General features: G+C 73.8%; 16 protein-coding genes. 11 read left to right on the top strand and 5 right to left on the bottom strand.

Annotation, left to right across the window (positions count from 1 at the left end):
* Positions 1 to 578: 578 nt before the first annotated feature.
* Both OG519_RS01215 and OG519_RS01210 read left to right on the top strand, forming a co-directional pair.
* Positions 579 to 2,063, top strand: coding sequence for a glycoside hydrolase family 6 protein (locus OG519_RS01215; RefSeq protein ID WP_405577532.1), 1,485 nt, complete (start codon positions 579 to 581; stop codon positions 2,061 to 2,063).
* Between the two features lie 262 nt (positions 2,064 to 2,325).
* A complete protein-coding gene (locus OG519_RS01210; protein ID WP_405577530.1) occupies positions 2,326 to 3,693 on the top strand; it encodes an RICIN domain-containing protein in 1,368 nt (455 codons plus the stop codon).
* A 133-nt stretch (positions 3,694 to 3,826) separates the two neighbouring features.
* Here the strand turns inward: OG519_RS01210 and OG519_RS01205 are convergent, their stop codons facing one another.
* Positions 3,827 to 4,630: a TVP38/TMEM64 family protein gene (locus OG519_RS01205; RefSeq protein WP_405592384.1), complete on the bottom strand. Its 804-nt coding sequence runs from the start codon at positions 4,628 to 4,630 to the stop codon at positions 3,827 to 3,829.
* Positions 4,631 to 4,673: 43 nt separating this feature from the next.
* Positions 4,674 to 5,891, bottom strand: a complete 1,218-nt coding sequence (locus OG519_RS01200; RefSeq protein WP_405577529.1) for an MFS transporter — start codon at positions 5,889 to 5,891, stop codon at positions 4,674 to 4,676.
* A 298-nt stretch (positions 5,892 to 6,189) separates the two neighbouring features.
* Between OG519_RS01200 and OG519_RS01195 the strand changes: the two genes are divergently transcribed.
* The gene (locus tag OG519_RS01195) at positions 6,190 to 7,032 is read left to right on the top strand and encodes a spermidine synthase (RefSeq protein ID WP_405577527.1); all 843 of its coding nucleotides are present in this window, start codon (positions 6,190 to 6,192) and stop codon (positions 7,030 to 7,032) included.
* Positions 7,033 to 7,102: 70 nt separating this feature from the next.
* Here the strand turns inward: OG519_RS01195 and OG519_RS01190 are convergent, their stop codons facing one another.
* On the bottom strand, positions 7,103 to 8,407 hold the full coding sequence (locus tag OG519_RS01190; RefSeq protein ID WP_405577525.1) for an MFS transporter: 1,305 nt from the start codon (positions 8,405 to 8,407) through the stop codon (positions 7,103 to 7,105).
* 123 nt (positions 8,408 to 8,530) lie between these two features.
* Between OG519_RS01190 and OG519_RS01185 the strand changes: the two genes are divergently transcribed.
* The 4 genes from OG519_RS01185 to OG519_RS01170 all read left to right on the top strand — a co-directional run bounded on the left by OG519_RS01185 (position 8,531) and on the right by OG519_RS01170 (position 11,310).
* Entirely contained in the window at positions 8,531 to 8,995 is a 465-nt protein-coding gene (locus OG519_RS01185; RefSeq protein ID WP_405577523.1) for a DUF4442 domain-containing protein, read from the top strand.
* A gap of 195 nt (positions 8,996 to 9,190) precedes the next feature.
* The gene (locus OG519_RS01180) at positions 9,191 to 9,853 is read left to right on the top strand and encodes a DedA family protein (protein ID WP_405577521.1); all 663 of its coding nucleotides are present in this window, start codon (positions 9,191 to 9,193) and stop codon (positions 9,851 to 9,853) included.
* 99 nt (positions 9,854 to 9,952) lie between these two features.
* Positions 9,953 to 10,711 carry an acyltransferase gene (locus tag OG519_RS01175; RefSeq protein ID WP_405577519.1) on the top strand — a complete coding sequence of 253 codons (759 nt, stop codon included), beginning with the start codon at positions 9,953 to 9,955 and terminating at the stop codon, positions 10,709 to 10,711.
* Between the two features lie 68 nt (positions 10,712 to 10,779).
* The gene (locus OG519_RS01170; RefSeq protein WP_405577517.1) at positions 10,780 to 11,310 is read left to right on the top strand and encodes a YbaK/EbsC family protein; all 531 of its coding nucleotides are present in this window, start codon (positions 10,780 to 10,782) and stop codon (positions 11,308 to 11,310) included.
* A 158-nt stretch (positions 11,311 to 11,468) separates the two neighbouring features.
* Here the strand turns inward: OG519_RS01170 and OG519_RS01165 are convergent, their stop codons facing one another.
* Positions 11,469 to 11,876, bottom strand: coding sequence for a CoA-binding protein (locus OG519_RS01165; RefSeq protein WP_405577515.1), 408 nt, complete (start codon positions 11,874 to 11,876; stop codon positions 11,469 to 11,471).
* A gap of 163 nt (positions 11,877 to 12,039) precedes the next feature.
* Between OG519_RS01165 and OG519_RS01160 the strand changes: the two genes are divergently transcribed.
* From OG519_RS01160 to OG519_RS01145, 4 genes are all read left to right on the top strand, one after another.
* Entirely contained in the window at positions 12,040 to 12,666 is a 627-nt protein-coding gene (locus tag OG519_RS01160; RefSeq protein ID WP_405577514.1) for a YigZ family protein, read from the top strand.
* Between the two features lie 140 nt (positions 12,667 to 12,806).
* Positions 12,807 to 13,550: a peptidoglycan recognition protein gene (locus tag OG519_RS01155; RefSeq protein WP_405577512.1), complete on the top strand. Its 744-nt coding sequence runs from the start codon at positions 12,807 to 12,809 to the stop codon at positions 13,548 to 13,550.
* A 201-nt stretch (positions 13,551 to 13,751) separates the two neighbouring features.
* On the top strand, positions 13,752 to 14,945 hold the full coding sequence (locus OG519_RS01150) for an exonuclease SbcCD subunit D (RefSeq protein WP_405577510.1): 1,194 nt from the start codon (positions 13,752 to 13,754) through the stop codon (positions 14,943 to 14,945).
* 5 nt (positions 14,946 to 14,950) lie between these two features.
* Positions 14,951 to 18,226, top strand: a complete 3,276-nt coding sequence (locus tag OG519_RS01145) for an AAA family ATPase (RefSeq protein ID WP_405577508.1) — start codon at positions 14,951 to 14,953, stop codon at positions 18,224 to 18,226.
* A 54-nt stretch (positions 18,227 to 18,280) separates the two neighbouring features.
* Here OG519_RS01145 and OG519_RS01140 read toward each other — a convergent pair whose 3' ends face one another.
* The gene (locus tag OG519_RS01140; RefSeq protein ID WP_405577506.1) at positions 18,281 to 18,805 is read right to left on the bottom strand and encodes a GNAT family N-acetyltransferase; all 525 of its coding nucleotides are present in this window, start codon (positions 18,803 to 18,805) and stop codon (positions 18,281 to 18,283) included.
* Positions 18,806 to 18,808: the final 3 nt, after the last annotated feature.

Genomic DNA, 18,808 nt, shown 5'->3' with positions numbered 1-18,808 from the left:
CGTTGCCTTGGTGCTTCTCGCAGCCAGGTGAAGCTGGCATGGTGTGGTTCACGCGGTCTCCTTGCGGTGCGTGGGGGGCAAGGTCTTCCTAGTGGAATGTTAGCGTTAACAATTGCGCCACGGCCGTGCGCTGGTCTGCGATGGTTGACGGGGTTCAAGAACCAACGGCGGCAGCGTGCCCCACTCCCTGCGCTCTGTCAACAGTCGACACAGGGGCGCCAGTTCGGAACATGTGTGGTGGGCGGCTCGGCCGCCCCACCGGTCGCGCCGGGGAGCGATGGCGTGGATTTCCGGTCGACGTCCCCTGTGCTGGTCTGCTCACCAGGCGGTCACGTGGGACGGGTCGGGCGCGGGCGGCGGCGCACCTGCGTTCCCGAAGGCGGCCCGCGTCGGTTGGGGAGGGCCGGCGCCTGGACGCAAGCGCTCCCGTGGCGCTGAAAACGGTCCGGTGCGGGGGATTACGTACGGGCGTCGTGGTGGTTACGCTCGGCTGCGTGCCTTGGGAGCGCTCCCATGACGCTTCCGGCCTTGGCCACCCCGAGAGCCCTCTCCCCCCACGAGAGCACGGAGGACTACCTGTGACATCTCCCATCCGTATACCGCGCCCCGCCGGCGCGGCCGGGACCCCCGCGCGGGGGTTACGCCCGCGCAAGGCCATGGCGCTCGGCCTGGCCGCCGGCCTCGCCGCGACGGGTATCGCGCTGGGCACCCAGGTCAGCGCGGGCGCCGCGGCGCAGGGCTCCCTGCCTGCCGGTACCCAGTTCTACAAGGACCCGAACTCGCAGGTCGTCCGGTGGGTCGCCGCCAATCCCGGTGACTCCCGCCAGCCGGTCATCGCCCGGCGGATCGCGTCGCAGCCGCAGGCGATCTGGTTCTCCAACTACCGCCCCAGCACGGTCACCAGCGATGTCAGGTCGGTCACCACCGCAGCGGCCGCCGCCGGGCAGGTGCCGGTAATGGCCGTCTACGAGATCCCCAACCGCGACTGCGGCGGCGCCTCCGCCGGCGGCGCACCGGACCTGGCCTCCTACGACGCCTGGGTGCGCGACTTCGCCGCCGGGCTGGGCAGCGGCCGGTCGGTCATCATCCTGGAGCCCGACTCCATCTCCCTGACCACCTGCCTGTCCGCGCAGCAGCAGGCCGACCGGTTCGCCTCCCTCTCCCGGGCCGGTGCCGCCATCCACGCCGCCGCCCCCAACGCCAAGGTCTACCTCGACGGCGGCCACTCGGCCTGGAACAGCGCCTCCGAGCAGGCGAACCGGCTGCGCGGGGCCGGCATCCTGACCAACGCCGACGGCCTGTTCACCAACGTCTCCAACTTCAACGCCACCGCCAACGAGGTCACCTTCGCCAAGAACGTACTGGCAGCCCTCGGCAACCCGGCCAACCTGCACGCCGTGGTGGACACCAGCCGCAACGGCAACGGCCCGGCCGGCGGCGGCGCGTGGTGCGACCCCTCCGGCCGCGCCATCGGCACCTACCCCACCACCAACACCGGGGACCAGGCCATCGACGCCTTCCTCTGGGTGAAGCCGCCGGGTGAGGCGGACGGCTGCGCCGGCGCCGCGGGCACCTTCCTGCCCGACATCGCCTACGCACTGGCATCCGCCGGAGCGTCGGATCCCACCACCCCACCGCCCACCACCCCACCGCCCACCACCACCCCGCCCACGACGACCCCGCCGCCCACCACGACGCCGCCCACGACGACCCCGCCCACAACCCCGCCGCCGTCCACGGGTGGCCCGACCTGCTCGGTCCACTACACCGTCGCCAGCGCCTGGACGGGCGGCTTCACCTCCGACGTCACCGTGCGCAACACCGGCGGCAACGCCGTCAACGGCTGGTCACTCACCTGGACCTTCCCCACCGACCAGAAGGTCACCAACGCCTGGAACGCCAAGGCCACCCAGTCCGGCGCGACCGTGACCGCCACCGACCTCGGCTACAACGCGACCATCCCATCCGGCGGCACCACCAGCTTCGGCTTCCAGGGAACCGGCTCCACCACCACCGCACCCACCACCTTCACCCTCAACGGCGGCCCCTGCAGCCTCTTCTGACACCCCACCCGACCACCAACGGCGGCCGACCCGGGAGCACCCGGGCCGGCCGGCAGTGGCGCCGCCTTCCCCGGTGACCCCTGGCCCGGGTGTCGGCGGCTGCCCAGGGATGCGCACGGCCGGTCCGACCGTTGAGGAGCGCCGCAGTCCCTTACGTCCTCCCGTCCCCGGCGAAAGGAACGCCATGCTGTATCGGCTGCCATGGAGCAAAGCCGCAAGCGTCGCAGCAGTCCGACCTCGAAGGGGGCCCGCCGGGAAGCGCATGATCGCTCTTCTCGCGGTCATCCTCGGATTCTTCCTGATATCCCAGCCGGCCGAGGCGGCGACGGTGACGCAGTACCCCGGAACCGTCTGGAACGACACCTCCGGGCATGTCATCCAGGCACACGGCGGAGGCTTTATCAAGGTCGGCGGCACTTACTACTGGCTCGGCGAGGACAAGACCAGCGGGTCGCCCTTCCAGAACGTCACCTGCTATTCCTCGACCGATCTCGCGCATTGGATGTTCGTCGGCAATGTGCTGACGCGGCAGTCCAGCGGTGACCTCGGACCCAATCGGATCGTCGAGCGGCCGCACGTCGTCTACAACAGCGCCACGGCGCAATATGTGATGTACATGCACATCGACAACTCCGGCTACACAGAGCGGAAAGCCGGCGTCGCCACCAGCAGCAGTGTCTGCGGCGCCTACACCTACCGCGGCAGCTTCAAGCCCCTCGGCCACGACAGCCTGGACGACAACCTCTTCGTCGACGGCGGCACCGGGTACTTCATGAGCGAGGACCGGACCAACGCCAAACTACAGATCTACCGGCTCTCGTCGGACTACCTCACCGTCTCCTCCCTGGCAGCGACCCTCCCTCAGTACGAGGCACCCGCCATGGCCAAGATCGGCGGTACCTACTACCTCTTCGGCTCGCACCTGACCGGCTGGTCGACCAATGACAACCAGTACGCCACCGCCAACTCGATCACCGGCACCTGGTCGTCATGGCGCGGTTTCGCTCCGTCCGGCACCAGTACCTGCAACTCGCAGACGACGTCGATCCAGCCGGTCTCCGGCTCCAGCACGACCAGTTACCTCTTCATGGGCGACCGGTGGAACTCCGGCAACCTCACCGATTCGCGGTACATATGGGAACCGCTCACCGTCAACGGCGCCACCGCCTCGATCACCTGCCGCGCCTCCTGGAGCATCGACGCGCAAACGGGCGTCATCGGCGACTCCGGCGGGAGCGGGGACACCACCGGGCCGTTGCGCGGGACGGCCTCCGGCCGCTGCCTGGACGTACCGAACGGGAGCACCGCCAACAACACCCGGACCGAGATCTGGGACTGCAACGCCGGCGCCAACCAGCTCTGGAGCCTCAACTCCGCCAAGGAACTGGTGGTGTACGGCGGCAAGTGCCTCGACGCGTCGGGCAGCGGCACCGCCCCCGGCACCGCCGTCATCATCTACGACTGCCACGGCGGAACCAACCAGCAGTGGAACCTCAACAGCGACGGTTCCGTCACCAACGCCGCGTCGGGCCTGTGCCTGGACGTCACATCGGCCGCCACCGCCAACGGCACACTGGTCGACCTCTGGACCTGCAACGGCGGCGGCAATCAGCGATGGGAGCGGCAGTAGGCGGGGTCGAGCGGTCTCCTCGGCCGAGGTGGAAGCGGCAACCGCGGTGTCCGGAACGTCGGCCGGTCCCCGGACCGGAGTCGCCACTGCGGCTCCGCGGCGGATCGCCTGCCGTGCCACGTCTTACCCGTACTCAGTCAGCGCTGTCGCGCCGACCGGTTGAATCCGGGGCCCGGTCCGCCGCCGCTGTGCGCTCTTCCACCGGAGGGCGGGCCCGGTCCTGCTGGCGGGCCCGGCCGCGGCGGGCGATCTCGGCCGCGGCCACGCCGGTCACCCCCAGGAAGCCCAGCGAGAGCAGGAAGACCGGTGAGGTGGGGGAGGCGGCGCGGCTGCCCGCGACCACATAGGCGGCCGTGTTGGCCGCGCTGCCCGCCGCGGTCGCGGTGAGGAAGGGCAGCAGCCGGATACGGGAGAGAGCCGCTGCGTAGTTGGCCGCCGCGAACGGCACCCCGGGGAAGAGCCGCAGGGCAAGCGTGCTGCGGAAGCCGTGCCGGCTCAACTGGCGGTCGAGGGACAGGACCAGACGCCCCCGCAGCAGTGGCCGTACCGCGTCCCGCCCGAGGAAACGGCCGAGCAGGAAGGCCAGCCCCGCGCCGAGTACGGTGCCGGCGATCGCCGCGGGAAGCCCGGCGTGGATGCCGTAGAGCGCCCCGGCGGCGGCGTTGAGCAGCGGACGCGGTACGAAGGCGACGGTGGCGAGCCCGTAGGCGAGGGCGAAGAGCGCGGCGGCGCCGAGACTTGACGAGGTGTGGAGCGGCCACCCGTGGCTGAGCGACCGCTGGGGCTCCAGCGCGATCGCGGCCGCGATCGCGCCGGCCAGGACGGCCACCAGCAGGGTGAACCTGGCCCACGGCGAGACCAGGACCCGGGAGCACCGCGCCGCGAACCGGCGGCTGGGGGCGTCGTGGGGGAGGGGGACGGCTTGGTCGACCACCAGGCGAGCGTAACCGAGCCGGCGGCCGGCCGGTGCGACCCGAGCCCTACGCCCCCACCTCGTCGGCGACTTCCCGCTGCCGCTGAGCCCCGGCGGTCACCACCGGCGAGAGCGCCCCCGGCGCCCGGTGGTCCAGGACGCCCGCCGTGATCGCGATGCCGAGCCCGACCACCGCGAGCACCGCGCCGACCAGGGCGGGAGACGTCCAGCCCCAGCCGGCCGCGATCGCCGCGCCGCCGAGCCACGCACCGCCCGCGTTGGCCAGGTTGAAGGCCGAGTGGTTGGAGGCGGAGGCCAGGGTGGGAGCCCTACGGGCCTTGTTCATGACGAGCATCTGCACCGGGGTGGTGGTGAGAAAGCCCACCGCGCCGAGGACCACCACGGCGATGGGCGCCGCCACCTTGGAGTGAGCCGCGAAGTGGAAGCCGACCAGGACCACGGCGAGCGCGGCCAGCGAACCGTAGAGGGTGGGACGCAGGGCCCGGTCGGTGAGCGGGCCCGCGAGCAGCACGCCCAGGGTCATCCCGACGCCGAAGAGAGCCAGCAGCACGCTGACGGTGCCGTCGGCGAAGCCGGTGACCTCGGTCATCATCGAGGCCAGATAGCTGTAGACGGCGAACACCCCGGCGAAGCCGAACACCGCGGTGAGCAGCCCGAGCAGCACCTGCGGCTCGCGCAGCGCCCCCAACTCCTGGGCGAGCCCGCCGTGTTCCTCCTCCGGCAGCCGCGGAACGAGCAGCGCGAGAGAGGCGAGGGCGATCAGCCCGACCACCGAGACGACGACGAAGGTGGCGCGCCAGCCGAGGTGCTGGCCGAGCGCGGTGGCCGCCGGGACGCCGACGATGTTGGCGACGGTCAGGCCGAGGAACATCGCGGCCACCGCCCGTGCCTTGCGGTCCTCGGTGACCAGCCGGGAGGCCACGACGGCGCCGACGCCGAAGAACGCCCCGTGCGGCAGCCCGGCCAGGAAGCGGCCGGCGAGCAGCGTGGCGTAGCCGGGGGCGACGGCCGAGCCGAGGTTGCCGAGGGTGAACAGGCCCATCAGCAGCAGGAGCATCCGCTTGCGGGGGATGCGGGAGCCGAGCGCGGTGAGCAGCGGGGCGCCCACGACGACACCGAGGGCGTAGGCGGAGACGAGGTAACCGGCGGTGGGGACGGAGGTGCCGAGGTCGCCCGCGACGTTGGGCAGCAGGCCCATCATCACGAATTCAGCGGTGCCGATGCCGAAGGCGCTCACCGCCAGGGCGAGTATGGCCAGGGGCATGAGGGTTCCTTCACGGTACGGGGCGGCTGGCTTGATCTTTGAGCTGGGCCGCCCGGGGCGTCTGGGTGGATGGCTAAGTTCATCGCCGGAACAAATTCTCGCACCCTCGTGATTCCCGGACGTCACCAGCGGGTGACGTCGCGCCGACGGTCCGTGCGAGCGGTCCGGAACACCCTCGGCGTGTCGCACCCCCGCGCCGCACGGGTGCGACACGCCCGGGCGGCGTGCCCGGAGCCGCACGGAAGCGGCGAGCGGAGGCACGTCGGAGGCACCGGCCGGCTGCTGGGAGAATCGGCGGATGACCGAGGAACCCGTACCCGTCACCAGGGCCGTCGACTTCGGCACCGCGAAGCTGCTGCCCGACGTGGACCGGGCGCGGGCCTGGCTGCTCACCGTGGACGACGCCCCGCAGTCGTACGTGGATCTGGACGACCCCGAGCACCTCGAGTTCGAGTACACCCGGCGCATCGCGCACGTACTGGAGTCGGCCTTCGACACGCCGGTGCACGCCGTGCATCTGGGCGGCGGCGCGCTGACGCTGCCGCGCCGGCTGGCGCTCACCCGGCCGGGATCACGCCAGTGGGTCGTGGAGGCCGATCGCGGGCTGGCCGCGCTCGTCGCGGAACACCTGCCGCTGTCCGACCCGGACATCACCGTGCACACGACGGACGCCCGGGCGTGGCTGGCGGCCGCGCCCGACGCGAGCGCGGACGTGATCGTCGCCGACGTCTTCCACGGCTCGCGGGTCCCCGCCCATCTCACCTCGGTGGAGTTCCTGCGCGAGGCCGTACGGGTGCTGCGCCCCGGCGGCGTCTACGTGGCGAACATCGCCGACGGCGCGCCCTTCGCCTTCCTCGGCTCACAACTCGGCACCGTCCGGGCGGGGTTCGGTCAAAGCGCCGATCTCTGTCTGCTGGCCGAGCCCGGAGTGCTGCGGGGCCGCCGTTTCGGCAACGCCGTGCTGGCCGCCGCCCGGCGCCCGCTGCCGCTGGACGCGCTGGCCCGGTCGTGCGCGGGTGACGCCTTCCCGGCCCGGGTGGTGACGGGTACCGCCCTCGCCGCCCTGACGAGGGCACCGGTCCACGACGCGACCGCGACCGCCTCGCCCGTACCGCCGGACGGCGCCTTCACCGTGGGATGAGCGGGGCGGCCGAACCGCCGGAGCGCCCGGGCACCCGACCAGACCCGGCCCCCGTACCGGATCCGCCGCCTCACGCCGCAGGTTCCGCCACCGGCGGGGCCGGGACCACCGGCCGGGCGGCCGGCCGCCGCTCCAGCCGCCGCACCTCCGGCAGCACCAGCACCGCCCCGGTCAGCAGCACGACCAGCGCCGCCGACCCCCACAGCGCCTGCGTGCGGCCGAAGACGGCCGCCGCGGGACCCGCCGCGGCCAGCGCCAGGGGGGTCATGGCGACCGAGCCGAACCAGTCGTACGCCGCCACCCGGGACATCTTCTCCGCCGGGATCTCCTGGTGCAGCGCGAGCATCCAGCCGACCGCGAACACCTCTATGGCGACGCCCGCCGCGAACATCACCGGCACCAGCACCCACAGCCGCGGCGCGAACGCCAGGGCGGCGGGCGGCAGGGCCAGCGGGAAGACACCGAGGGTGCCGACCAGCAGCATCCGGCGCGGCCGCCAGCGCATCATCAGCAGCCCGCCGGCCACCGTACCGATCCCGGTGGCGGCCAGGGCGAGCCCCCACGGTCCGGCCCCGCCCAGGTGTTCGCGGGCGACCAGCGGACCGTAGACCGCCTCGCAGCCGCTCACCACGCTGTTGACGACGGCGAACTGCGCGACGATGCCCCACAGCCAGGAGCGGGAGGCGAACTCCCGCCATCCCTCGCGCAGGTCGCGCAGGATGCCGCCGGACGGCTCCGCACGTTCGGCCGCGACGACGTCGAGCCGCGCGCGCAGGCCCGCCGCCACCGCGAAGCCGGCCGCGTCGGCCGCGAGCACCCAGCCGGGACCGACGCCCGCCACCAGGGCGCCGCCCAGCGCCGCGCCGCCGATGCTCGCGCCGTTCATCGAGAGGCGGAAGACCGAGAACGCCTTCCCCGCGTGCGCGGTCTCGACGGTGGACAGCACCATGCCTTCCGAGGCAGGCGAGAAGAACGCCTGCGCGGTGCCCCCGGCGGCGGTCAGCAGCGCCATCTGCCACAAGGCGGGGTGTCCGGTGAGCACCAGCAGCGCGAAGATCCCCTGCGAGGCGGCGTTGGCGCTGTTGGCCACCACCATGACCCGCTGCCGGGCCACCCGGTCGGCCACCGCGCCCCCGATGAGCAGGAAGACCACCATGGCCAGAGTGCGGGGCGCCGCCACCAGACCGACGTCCGTCGCGTCGCCGCCCTGGTCGATGACGGCGTACGCGGCCGCGATGACCGCGCCCGAGTTGCCGATGCTGGTGATGAAGGACGCGGTGACCAGCAGTTGGAAGGTGCGGCCGGCCCACGACGGCGGACTCGGCAGCAGGCCGCGCCGGGCGGGCGGTCGGGGCGCCTGGATGTCGCGTTTCACCCCCGGGACTGTCCAGGAGTGCCCGGTCCGCCGCAAACCATTTCCCGCCGGCCGGTGCGCTCGGCCGGGTGGCGGCCCGGCCGGTGGGTGCCGCAATCTCCTACCGGTTGGTAACATCCGCTCATGTCAGAGACCCCGCCCTCCACGGGCCCCTCCATAGGCGAACTGCTCACGGCCACCGTGCCCATGGCGCGCACCCTCGGGCTGGAGTTCACCGAGACCGGCGCCGAGCGCGCGGTGGTGCTGCTGCCCGACCGGGCCGACTTCCACAACCACGTGGGCGGCCCGCACGCCGGGGCGCTGTTCACGCTCGGCGAGTCCGCGTCCGGCGCGATCGTGCTCGCCGCCTTCGGGGAGCAGCTCAGCCGGGCGGTGCCGCTCGCGGTCCGCGCCGAGATCGCGTACAGCAAGCTGGCCAAGGGGCCGGTGACCGCCATCGCCGAGCTCGGTCGGCCCGCCGCAGACGTGATCGCCGAGCTGGACGCCGGGACCCGCCCCGAGTTCCCCGTCGAGGTCTCGGTCCGCCGCGCGGACGGCGCCGAGACGGCCCGGATGACCGTTGTCTGGACGCTGCGGCCAAACGGGTGAGCCTGACCGGGGAGCCGCCAGGGGCTTACCGGGGTGTGCCGGGAGGTCTGCCGGGAGCCGCCGGGAGACGGTCGCCCCGCCGTCCACGGCCGCAACCGCGCCGCTGACCGGCCGTGTTCGCCTCCCCGGTCGGTTAGGCTTCCATGATGCGCGCGGGTACGTGCGTCCGACCGTCTTCGTGGGAGGGGACCGGCTGTGCACGTCCAGGATTGGCTAGACGGCATCCCGCCGGTCGCCGTGTATCTGATGGTCTTCCTGGTGGTCGGGGTGGAGAGCCTCGGCATCCCGCTCCCCGGCGAGATCGTGCTGATGACCGCCGCCCTGCTCTCCTCGCAGGGCAACGTCAATCCCTGGCTGGTCGGTCTCAGCGGCATCATCGGCGCGGTCGCGGGCGACTCGGTCGGCTACTCGATCGGGCACCGGGGCGGCCAGCCGCTCCTCGACCGGCTCGGCGAGAGATTTCCCCGCCACTTCTCGCCGGGGCATGTGGCCACCGCCGAGCGCTCCTTCCAGCGCTGGGGCATGTGGGCGGTCTTCTTCGGGCGCTTTGTCGCGCTGCTGCGGATCTTCGCGGGGCCGCTGGCCGGCGTGCTGAAGATGCCGTACCACAAGTTCCTGATCGCCAACGCGCTCGGCGGCGTCGTCTGGGCGGGCGGCATAACCGCCGTCATCTACTACGTCGGCGTGGTCGCCGAGCCCTGGCTCAAGCGCTTCGGCTACGTCGGTCTCGCCATAGCCGTGCTCTTCGGACTCGCTTCCATGCTCTACGTCAGGCGCCGGGCGGCCAAGACACAGGCCGAGATGGAACTCGCCGCCGCCGAGGAACGACAGACGGCGGCGGCCAGGTCCGGCGAGTAGACCCGTACCTCCGGCGCCTGACGGCGCGGCCGGGCAAACGCCGTACCGTGCCCGGCGCCGGGCCGGACCGCCCGCGCCGGCACCGTATACGGTGGCTGGGTGCCCAGGAATGAGAACGTGTTCCGCTCCGTGATCGCGGGCGCCGCGGCCTGGCGGCGCCGTGCCGTCTCACGTCTGGTGCACCGGAGCTGGCGCTGGGCGCAGAACGCGGGCGCGGTCACCGCCGCCCGCCCCGGACCCCTCCGCTTCGGCCGGATCGGCGACGGCACCCGGCTCGCCTTTCCGCAGGGCACCGTCTTCGGCGAGCGGTGGATCCACCTCGGCGACCACTGCGTCATCGGCGAGCAGGTCACCCTGACCGCGGGCATGATGCCCGGCCTCGACCTCGGCCCGGAACCGGTGCTGCGGCTCGGTAACGGTGTCGTCCTCGGCCGGGGCAGCCATGTGGTGGCCTCGGCCCCGGTGGTCTTCGGCGACGACGTCTACTGCGGCCCCTACGTCTACGTCACCAGCGACAACCACTCGTACGACGACACCACCCAGCCCGTCGGCAAGCAGTGGCCGCGGTCCGCCCCGGTCGAGATCGGCGCCGGGAGCTGGCTCGGCTCGGGTTCGGTGATCCTGCCCGGTGCCCGGCTCGGCCGTAATGTCGTGGTGGCGGCCGGCTCGGTGGTCCGCGGCGAGGTCCCCGACTTCGCGGTGGTCGCCGGCGCGCCGGCCCGGGTGGTGCGCCGCTGGGAACCCGCGGCGGGCTGGCAGCCGCCGCTGCGCACCCCGCCCCCGGTGCCGATCCCCCAGGGCGTCACCCCGGAACAGCTCCTGGCCGTCAAGGCGTTGGAGGACCAGCCGGGCGCCTGAGCGCCGCCGCCCGCGGTGCCCCGGCGGTCCGTTCTTCCGCCACCGCCGCGATTTGTTAGGTTCACCCCATGCGCGCACCGATCGGGAATTTCGAGGACGCCCAACCCGCCACCGACCGTCGCGAGTTGCTGCCTGCGTCGGTGGCCGCCGCGGTGACCGCCGACATGATCCACGTCGACACCGACCCCGGCAAGGCCGACACCGCCGACTTCGTGGCGGCCTACGGCCCGGAGCTGGTCGAGCTCTCGGCCAACTGTGTCGTCGTGGCCGGCAAGCGCGGCCAGGACGTCACCCTCGCCGCGTGCGTGGTGCTCTCCACCACCCGGGTCGACGTCAACGGCGTGGTCCGGCGCCATCTGGGCGTCCGCAAGGCGTCCTTCGCGGCCATGGACGTGGCGGTCGGCGAGACCGGCATGGAGTACGGCGGCATCACCCCGGTCGGTTTGCCGGCGGCCTGGCCGCTGCTGATCGACGCGGCTGTCGTGGACACGCCGTACGTGGTGATCGGCAGCGGGGCCCGGCGCGGCAAGCTCATCGTGCCGGGCAAGAGCCTCGCCGCCCTGCCCGGCGCGGTCGTGCTGGCCGACCTGGGCGGCTGAGCCCGGGCGGCTGAGAACCGGCCGCCCGCCGGGCCGCGGGGAGCGAGGGCCCTCCACCGGTCAGTCCGACGGCTCGACCCCGGCACTCAGCCCGCTCAGCCCGGCCACCCGATCACCGGGCTGCCCGACCGCCCGACCAGGGCTCGCGGCCGCGTCGTTCAGCCCAGCCGCGGAATCTCGATCGCCGGGCACCGGTCCATCACCATCTCGAGACCGGCCGCCCTGGTCCGCTCGTACGCCGCCTCGTCCACCACCGCGAGCTGGAACCAGACCGCCTTCGCCCCTGCCGCCACCGCCTCGTCGGCGACCGCGCCGGCCAGCTCGGAGTTGACGAAGACATCCACCACGTCGACCGGAAAAGGGATCTCTGCGAGCGAGGCGTACCCCTGCTCGCCGTGCACCGGCTCCGCCTTCGGATGGACCGGCACCACCCGCTTGCCGAACTGCTTGAGGACCGCCGCGACGCCGTACGCCGCCCGCGCGGTGTTGTTCGACAGGCCCACCACCGCCCAGGTGTCGCCCGTCCCGGTCAGAATCCGCCGAACCGTTGCCGCGTCGCCGTACACGCCGTCCTCCAACCGCTGCCGCGCGGGTCACCCCGGATCGCCGACCCGGGCCCCGCGTCCCGCCATCTCTTCAGGTCCCGCGGATCTCTTCGGTTCCGCGGGACCTCTCTCAGCTCGAACCCGCGAACGACCGTCCCCATTCCCCCGCCCTTAGGCTGAACGGATGATCGACCGGTATCTGACGGTGGCCCGCGCGGGCGTCCACGAGAGCGAGATCAAGCGCTCCCGCTTCCTGTGCGCGCTCGCCCCGGCCGGCAGCGAGGCGGCGGCCCAGGACGTCGTCCGCCGGGTCCGCACGGCGCACCCCGCGGCGTCCCACAACTGCTTCGCCTACGTCATCGGGCCGGACGGACGGCTGCACCGGGCCAGTGACGACGGCGAGCCCGGCGGAACCGCCGGCACACCCATGCTCCAGGTCCTGCTCGGCCGCCAGGTGCGCGACACGGTGGCCGTCGTCACGCGCTACTACGGCGGCGTCCAGCTCGGCGCCGGCGGCCTGGCCCGCGCCTACGGCGGCGCCGTCTCGGCCGCGCTCGACGAGATCGGCACCATCGAGCGGCGCCGCCTCGTGCTCGTCACCGTCACCTCCGACCACCAGCGGGCCGGGCGGCTGGAGAACGACCTGCGCGCCGGGACGTACGCCCTGCGCGACGTCTCCTACGGCGCCGAGGTCACCTTCCGGCTGGGCATCCCGCAGGCCGACGTCCCCGCCTTCCGCTCCTGGCTCGCCGACACCACCTCGGGGGCGGCCCGCTGCGTGGTCGAGGGCAGCGCCTACGTGGACGTCTGACCTCGGTGTGGGAAAAGGCGGCCCGCCTTTTCCCACACCCGGAGGTCGGCCACCAGCCGACGCGCCGCGGCGGGCCGCCGTATCACTCGATCGGCGGCGAGCGGATGACCCGTGCCCACCCCTGGCCCAGGCTGAGGCGCATGCGGCCTTGGAGGGTCAAACTGGGGGCACTGTTCGTGACGCTGTCCTTCGTCGCGGCCTGTTCGGCCCCGGCGAGCCACCCCCGGCCGGCGCGGCACAGCACCGCCGTCCTGCACCAGGCGTCGCTCCGGCCGGACATCGTCCCGCGTTCGTCCTGGCACGCGGACGAGAAGGCCGTGCACGGGAAGCCCGTCTACGACACGAAGATCATGGCCGTGTTCGTGCACCACACGGACGGTCCCAACGACTACGACTGCGCGCGCGATGTCCCCGCCATCCTGCGGACGATCGAGGACCATCACATCCACGCCATGGGATGGGACGACATCGGCTACAACTTCGCCGTCGACCGGTGCGGCACCATCTACGAGGGACGGGCCGGCGGTGTCGACCGGGCGGTGATGGGCGCGCACACCGAGGGTTTCAACGCCCACAGCGTCGGGATAGCCGCGCTCGGCCACTTCGGCGAGGGCGTGAAGGTGCCGCGGCCCATGCTGAGGGCGATCGCCGCCATAGCCGCCTGGAAGCTGGACCCCGGCATCGACCCGCGGGGCCGGGTGCGGCTGGTGTCCAGCAACAACGCGAGCCGCTTCCGGAAGGGGACGACCGCGGATCTGAACGTCATCTCGGGCCACCGGGACGTCTTCCAGACCGACTGCCCGGGCCAGGCGCTCTATGACGCGCTGCCCTGGATACGGCAGGAGGCGGCCCAACTGCGGCGCAAGGCCACGTGGGCCGCCTGACACACCCGGTCGGCTGCCCGCCGCCACCCCGTTCCGGCCTGCCGCGCTCCCCGGCCCTCTACAATCCAGATCACCGCTGACATACGCGGCCGCCCGACCCCGAGTTCGGCGGAGCGGGCGGCGGCCGATCGGCGCGCCCCACGGCGGCGCGCGACGACTTCGAGGAACGGCGAGGACAGACGTGCGGGTCGGAGTTGCCGCGTGAGATTTCTGCACACCTCGGACTGGCACCTGGGACGTTCCTTCCACCGGGTCAGCCTGCTCGACGCCCAGCGGGCCTTCCTCGACCACCTGGTGGAGACCGTCCGCGCCGAAGGCGTCGACGCCGTCCTCGTCGCAGGCGACGTCTACGACCGGGCCGTCCCGCCGCTGTCCGCCGTCGAACTCTTCGACGACGCGCTGCACCGCCTCGCCGACCTGGGCGTGCCCACGGTGATGATCTCCGGCAACCACGACTCCGCCCGGCGGCTCGGCGTCGGGGCCGGGATCATGGGCCGGGCCGGCATCCACCTGCGCACCGACCCCGCCACCTGCCATCAGCCGGTGCTGCTGCCCGGCGGGCAGGGGGACCACGAGGGGCCGGGGGACCACGGGGACATCGCCGTCTACGGGCTGCCGTACCTCGAACCGGCCCTCGTGCGGCAGGAGTTCGGCGCCGAGCGGGCCGACCACACGGCGGTGCTCGGCGCCGCCATGGAGCGGATCCGGGCCGACCTCGGCCGTCGTCCGCCGGGCACCAGGGCCGTGGTGCTCGCGCACGCCTTCGTCACCGGGGCCGCGCCCTGCGACAGCGAACGGGACATCACCGCGGGCGGTGTGCAGGCCGTCCCCGCCGCAGTCTTCGACGGGGTGCACTACGTGGCGCTCGGCCATCTGCACGGCTGCCAGACGGTGGGCGAGCGGATCCGCTACTCCGGCTCACCGCTCGCCTACTCCTTCTCCGAGGAGCACCACCGCAAGAGCATGTGGCTGGTCGACCTGGACGCGGCGGGCGACGTGGTCGCCGAACGAATCGACACGCCGGTACCGCGGCGGCTCGCCCGGCTGCGCGGCCGATTCGACGACCTGCTCGGCGACCCCGTGCACGACCGGCACACCGACGCCTGGGTCGAGGCCACCCTTACCGATCCCTACCGCCCGCCCGAGCCGATGGCCGCGCTGGCCAAGCGCTTTCCGCACATCCTCAGCCTCGCCTTCGAGCCGGACGGCGGCGACGAGGACCGGGCGGCGTCCTACGCCCAGCGGCTGCGCGGCCGGACCGACCGGCAGATCGCCGAGGACTTCGTCACCCACGTACGGGGCCTGGCACCCGACCCCGCCGAACGCGCCGTGCTCGATGAGGCGTTCGACGCGGTGCGGGCCGGCGGGGCCGGCAAGGAAACGGACGGGGCCTGACCGGGATGCGACTGCACCGACTCGAACTCACCGCCTTCGGGCCCTTCGCCGGCACCCAGCACGTCGACTTCGACGAACTCTCCGCCGCCGGGCTGTTCCTGCTGCACGGCCCCACCGGCGCGGGCAAGACCTCCGTCCTTGACGCGGTCTGCTACGCGCTCTACGGACAGGTGCCGGGCGCGCGGCCGGCCACCCGGCTGCGCAGCGACCACGCCGCGGCCGGCACCGCCACCGAGGTGATCCTCGACCTGACCGTCGGCGGACGGCGGCTGGAGATCACCCGGCGTCCCGAACAACCGCGGGCCAAGCGCCGGGGCACCGGGACCACGCTGGACAAGGCGGTCACGCTGCTCAGCGAGCACACCGGCGGCCAGTGGCGGGGGCTGTCCACGTCCCACCAGGAAGTCGGCGAGGAGATCAAGCAACTGGTCGGCATGAGCTGCGAACAGTTCTGCCAGGTCGTGCTGTTGCCGCAGGGCGAGTTCGCCACCTTCCTGCGGGCGACCGCCACCGAGCGGGCCGCGCTGCTCGGCAAGCTCTTCGACACCCGGCGCTTCCAGGGCGTGGAGAAGTGGCTGCGCGAGCGCAAGCAGGAGGCGGCGCAGCGGCTCGGCCAGGGCAACGCGGACGTGCGCGACCTGACCGCCCGGTTGCGCCAGGCCGCCGGCGGCGCATCCGCGACCGAATCCGCAACCGAATCCGCAACCGAATCCGACCCCACAACCGAATCCGACCGTGCGGCGCACCCGCTGGAGTGGGCCGCGGTGCTGCGGTGCGACGCGCGCGAGGCACTCACCATCACCCGCTCGGCCCTGAGCCAGGCGGAGCACGCGCACCGGGCCGCGGCCGACGCCTTCGACGCGGTTCGCGACCTGCACGCCCTCCAGGCCCGCCACGCCGACGCCCGCGCCCGCGCCGAGGCCCTCGCCCTCGACCGCCCGGCCAGGGCAGCCGGCCGCGACCGCCTGGCCCGGGCCCACCGGGCCCTGACGGTCGACCCCGCCCTGGCCCGCCGGGAAAAGGCCGCCACCCAGCACCGGGAGGCGCTCTCCGTCGAGCAGCGGACCGTCGAAGAGCTGGTCGCGGCGGGCGAACCGCCGGCCGCGGGCGCGATTCCCCCGGCGCGCGGGTCCAGGGCGCCTGGCGAGGCGGAGATCCCGGCCGCGCGCCGCGGTGCGCAGGACACCACCGCCGCGGCCCACGGCGGCAGGTCCGCCCGGACCACCGGGGGACGGGCCGGGGCTCCCGAGCCGGGCGGCGCGCCGGATTCCCCCGTCGACGCGGCTCCAGGCGGGCGCGAGCGCGAGCCGGCCGGGGCCGGCGCCCGCACCGCCGGGCCCGCCCCGGCCGAACTCCTTCCCGGCGAGACACTGACCCGGCGGGCGGGGGAGTTGCGGGAGGAGCTGGGCGGTCTCGCCCAGGCGGAAGAGACCGAGGGGCGGCTCCGGGAGATCGCCGGCCGGCGGCAGGCGCTGGAGCGTGAGGAACGCGCCGACGAAGGGGTGGTCCGCGACGCCGAGGCATGGCTGGCGGGCTGGCAGCGGGAACGGGCGGACCTGACGGCGCGGGTGGACGCCGGAGTCGAGGCGGGCGCCCGGACCGCCGGGCTGGGCGTGGAGCTGGAGGCCGTTCGGCGGCGGCGGACGGCCGCCGCCGAACGGGACCGGCTGGCAGGGCGGTTGCGCGACGCCGAGCAGGCGGCGCGGGACACCCGGGACCGGGCCGCCGAGGCCCGGGAGGCCTGGCAGGACCTGCGGGAGGCCCGGATCGAGGGCATCGCCGCCGAGCTGGCCGCGCAGTTGGCGGACGGCGAGGCCTGCCGGGTGTGCGGCTCACCCGACCATCCCGCGCCCGCCACGCCCGCCGCCCGCCAGGTCACCCGGGCCGACGAGGACGCCGCGGACACCGCCTACCAGCGGGCGGCCACCGCGTATGACAAGGCCCGGACCGAAACCGCCCGGCTGGCGGCCGCGCTCGAAGCCGTCGGCGCCACGGCCGGCCAGGAGCCGGTGGCCCGGCTCGACGTCGCCCTCGCCGCCCTGACGGCCGAGCACTCCGCCGCCGCCCGTGAGACCGCCCGGATGCCCGAGGCCAGAGCGGCACTGGCCCGCGCCGAGGAAGAGCGCGAGCGCCGCACCGAGCAGCGCAACGCCGCGCTCAACAGGACCGCCGCGCGCACCTCCCGGCGGGAAGAACTGGACGAGCAGCACGAACGGCTGAGCGCCGAACTCGACCGGGCGCGGGCCGGCCACGCCAGTGTCGCGGCCCGCCGGGCCGCGCTGACCGCCCGGGTGGCGCTGCTGGAACGTTCCGCGCACGCCGTCCGGGACCGCGCCGAGAGCGCCGCACGGCTCGCCGACGCCGAATCGGCCCTGACCGAAGCCGCCGCCCGCGCCGGGTTCGGCTCGCCCGCCGACGCCGAGGCCGCGCTGCTGCCCGCCGGGCGGCTCCGCGCGGCCGAAGCCCTGGTGGAGGCATGGGCCAGGGAGGAAGCCGCTCTGGAAGCGGACCTCGCCGCGCCCGAGCCCGCCGCGGCCGCCGAGCTGCCCCCGGCGGACCCGGTGGCCGCTCAGGCGGCGCTGGCCGCCGCCACCGCCCGGTTGCGGACCGCGGCGGCCGAGGAGTCCGCCGCCGCCACCCGTTGCCGCGACCTCGACCGGCTCTCGGCGAGCGCCACCGCCCGGATGCGCCGGATCGCCCCGGAGCGGGCGGCGTTCACCCGGATCGCCCGGCTCTCCGACCTGGCCTCGGCGACCACGGTGGAGAACCGGTTCCGGATGGAGCTGGAGACCTATGTGCTGGCGGCCCGGCTCGAACAGGTCGCGGCCGCCGCGGGCGTCCGCCTCCAGCGCATGTCCGCAGGCCGCTACACCCTCGTCCACAGCGACGCCCGCGGCAGCGGCCGCGGCAAGTCCGGGCTCGGCCTGATGGTGGTGGACGCCTGGACCGGGACCGAACGCGACACCGCGACGCTCTCCGGCGGCGAGACCTTCTTCGCCTCGCTCGCCCTGGCCCTCGGCCTCGCCGACGTGGTGACCGACGAATCGGGCGGCACCCGGCTCGACACCCTCTTCATCGACGAGGGGTTCGGCTCGCTGGACGACCAGACCCTCGACGAAGTCCTCGACGTCCTCGACGGGCTGCGGGAACGGGACCGGGCGGTCGGCATCGTCAGCCACGTCGCGGATCTGCGGCACCGGATTCCGGCCCAGCTCCGCGTGCTCAAGGGCCGGGACGGCTCCACGGTGCGGACGCGCACGGGTGCGGGAAGCCGCGGCTGACGCGCGGGGGCCCCGCCGCACGGGCCGGGAGCCGCCGCCCGGGACCTGCCGCGGTCAGGCCGGGATGGAGGTGAGTTCGTACGCCCAGAGCTCGCCGCGGTCGGCGACCCGTATGAAACCGACCCGCTCCAGGACCGCCTGGGAGGCGTGGTTGGTCGGTTCCGTGGTGGCCAGCACCATGATCACCGAGGGCTGGGCCAGCGCCCACTGGCACAGGACCCGGGCGGCGTCGGTCGCCCATCCCGCGCCGCGCGCCGACTCCGACAGGTCGTAGCCGATCTCCACCGAGCCCTCGTCGGGCGGACCGTGGAAGCCGGCCCCGCCGACCGCGGTCCCGTCCTCGGATCTGATGATCGCGAACAGCCCCCAACCGGGCCGGTAGACCCCCGCCCCGGCGGTCGCCACCGTCATGGTGGCCGCGCCCACCGTGCCCTCGCCGGGCACGCCGTCGATCCACACCAGCCCGGCGGGCTTGCCCTCGGCCAACTCGACGGCGTCCTCCGGAAGCTGCTCCCGCAGGGTCAGCCTCCCCTGGGTCAGCACCAGCCGTCCTTCGTCATGGGAAGCGTGCAGAGTCATCCA

Origin of the sequence: Streptomyces sp. NBC_01190, assembly GCF_045039895.1 — a bacterium.
GTDB lineage: Bacteria > Actinomycetota > Actinomycetes > Streptomycetales > Streptomycetaceae > Actinacidiphila.
Note: the sequence above shows the minus strand (reverse complement) of the source record. Positions and strands in the feature narration are given on the sequence as shown.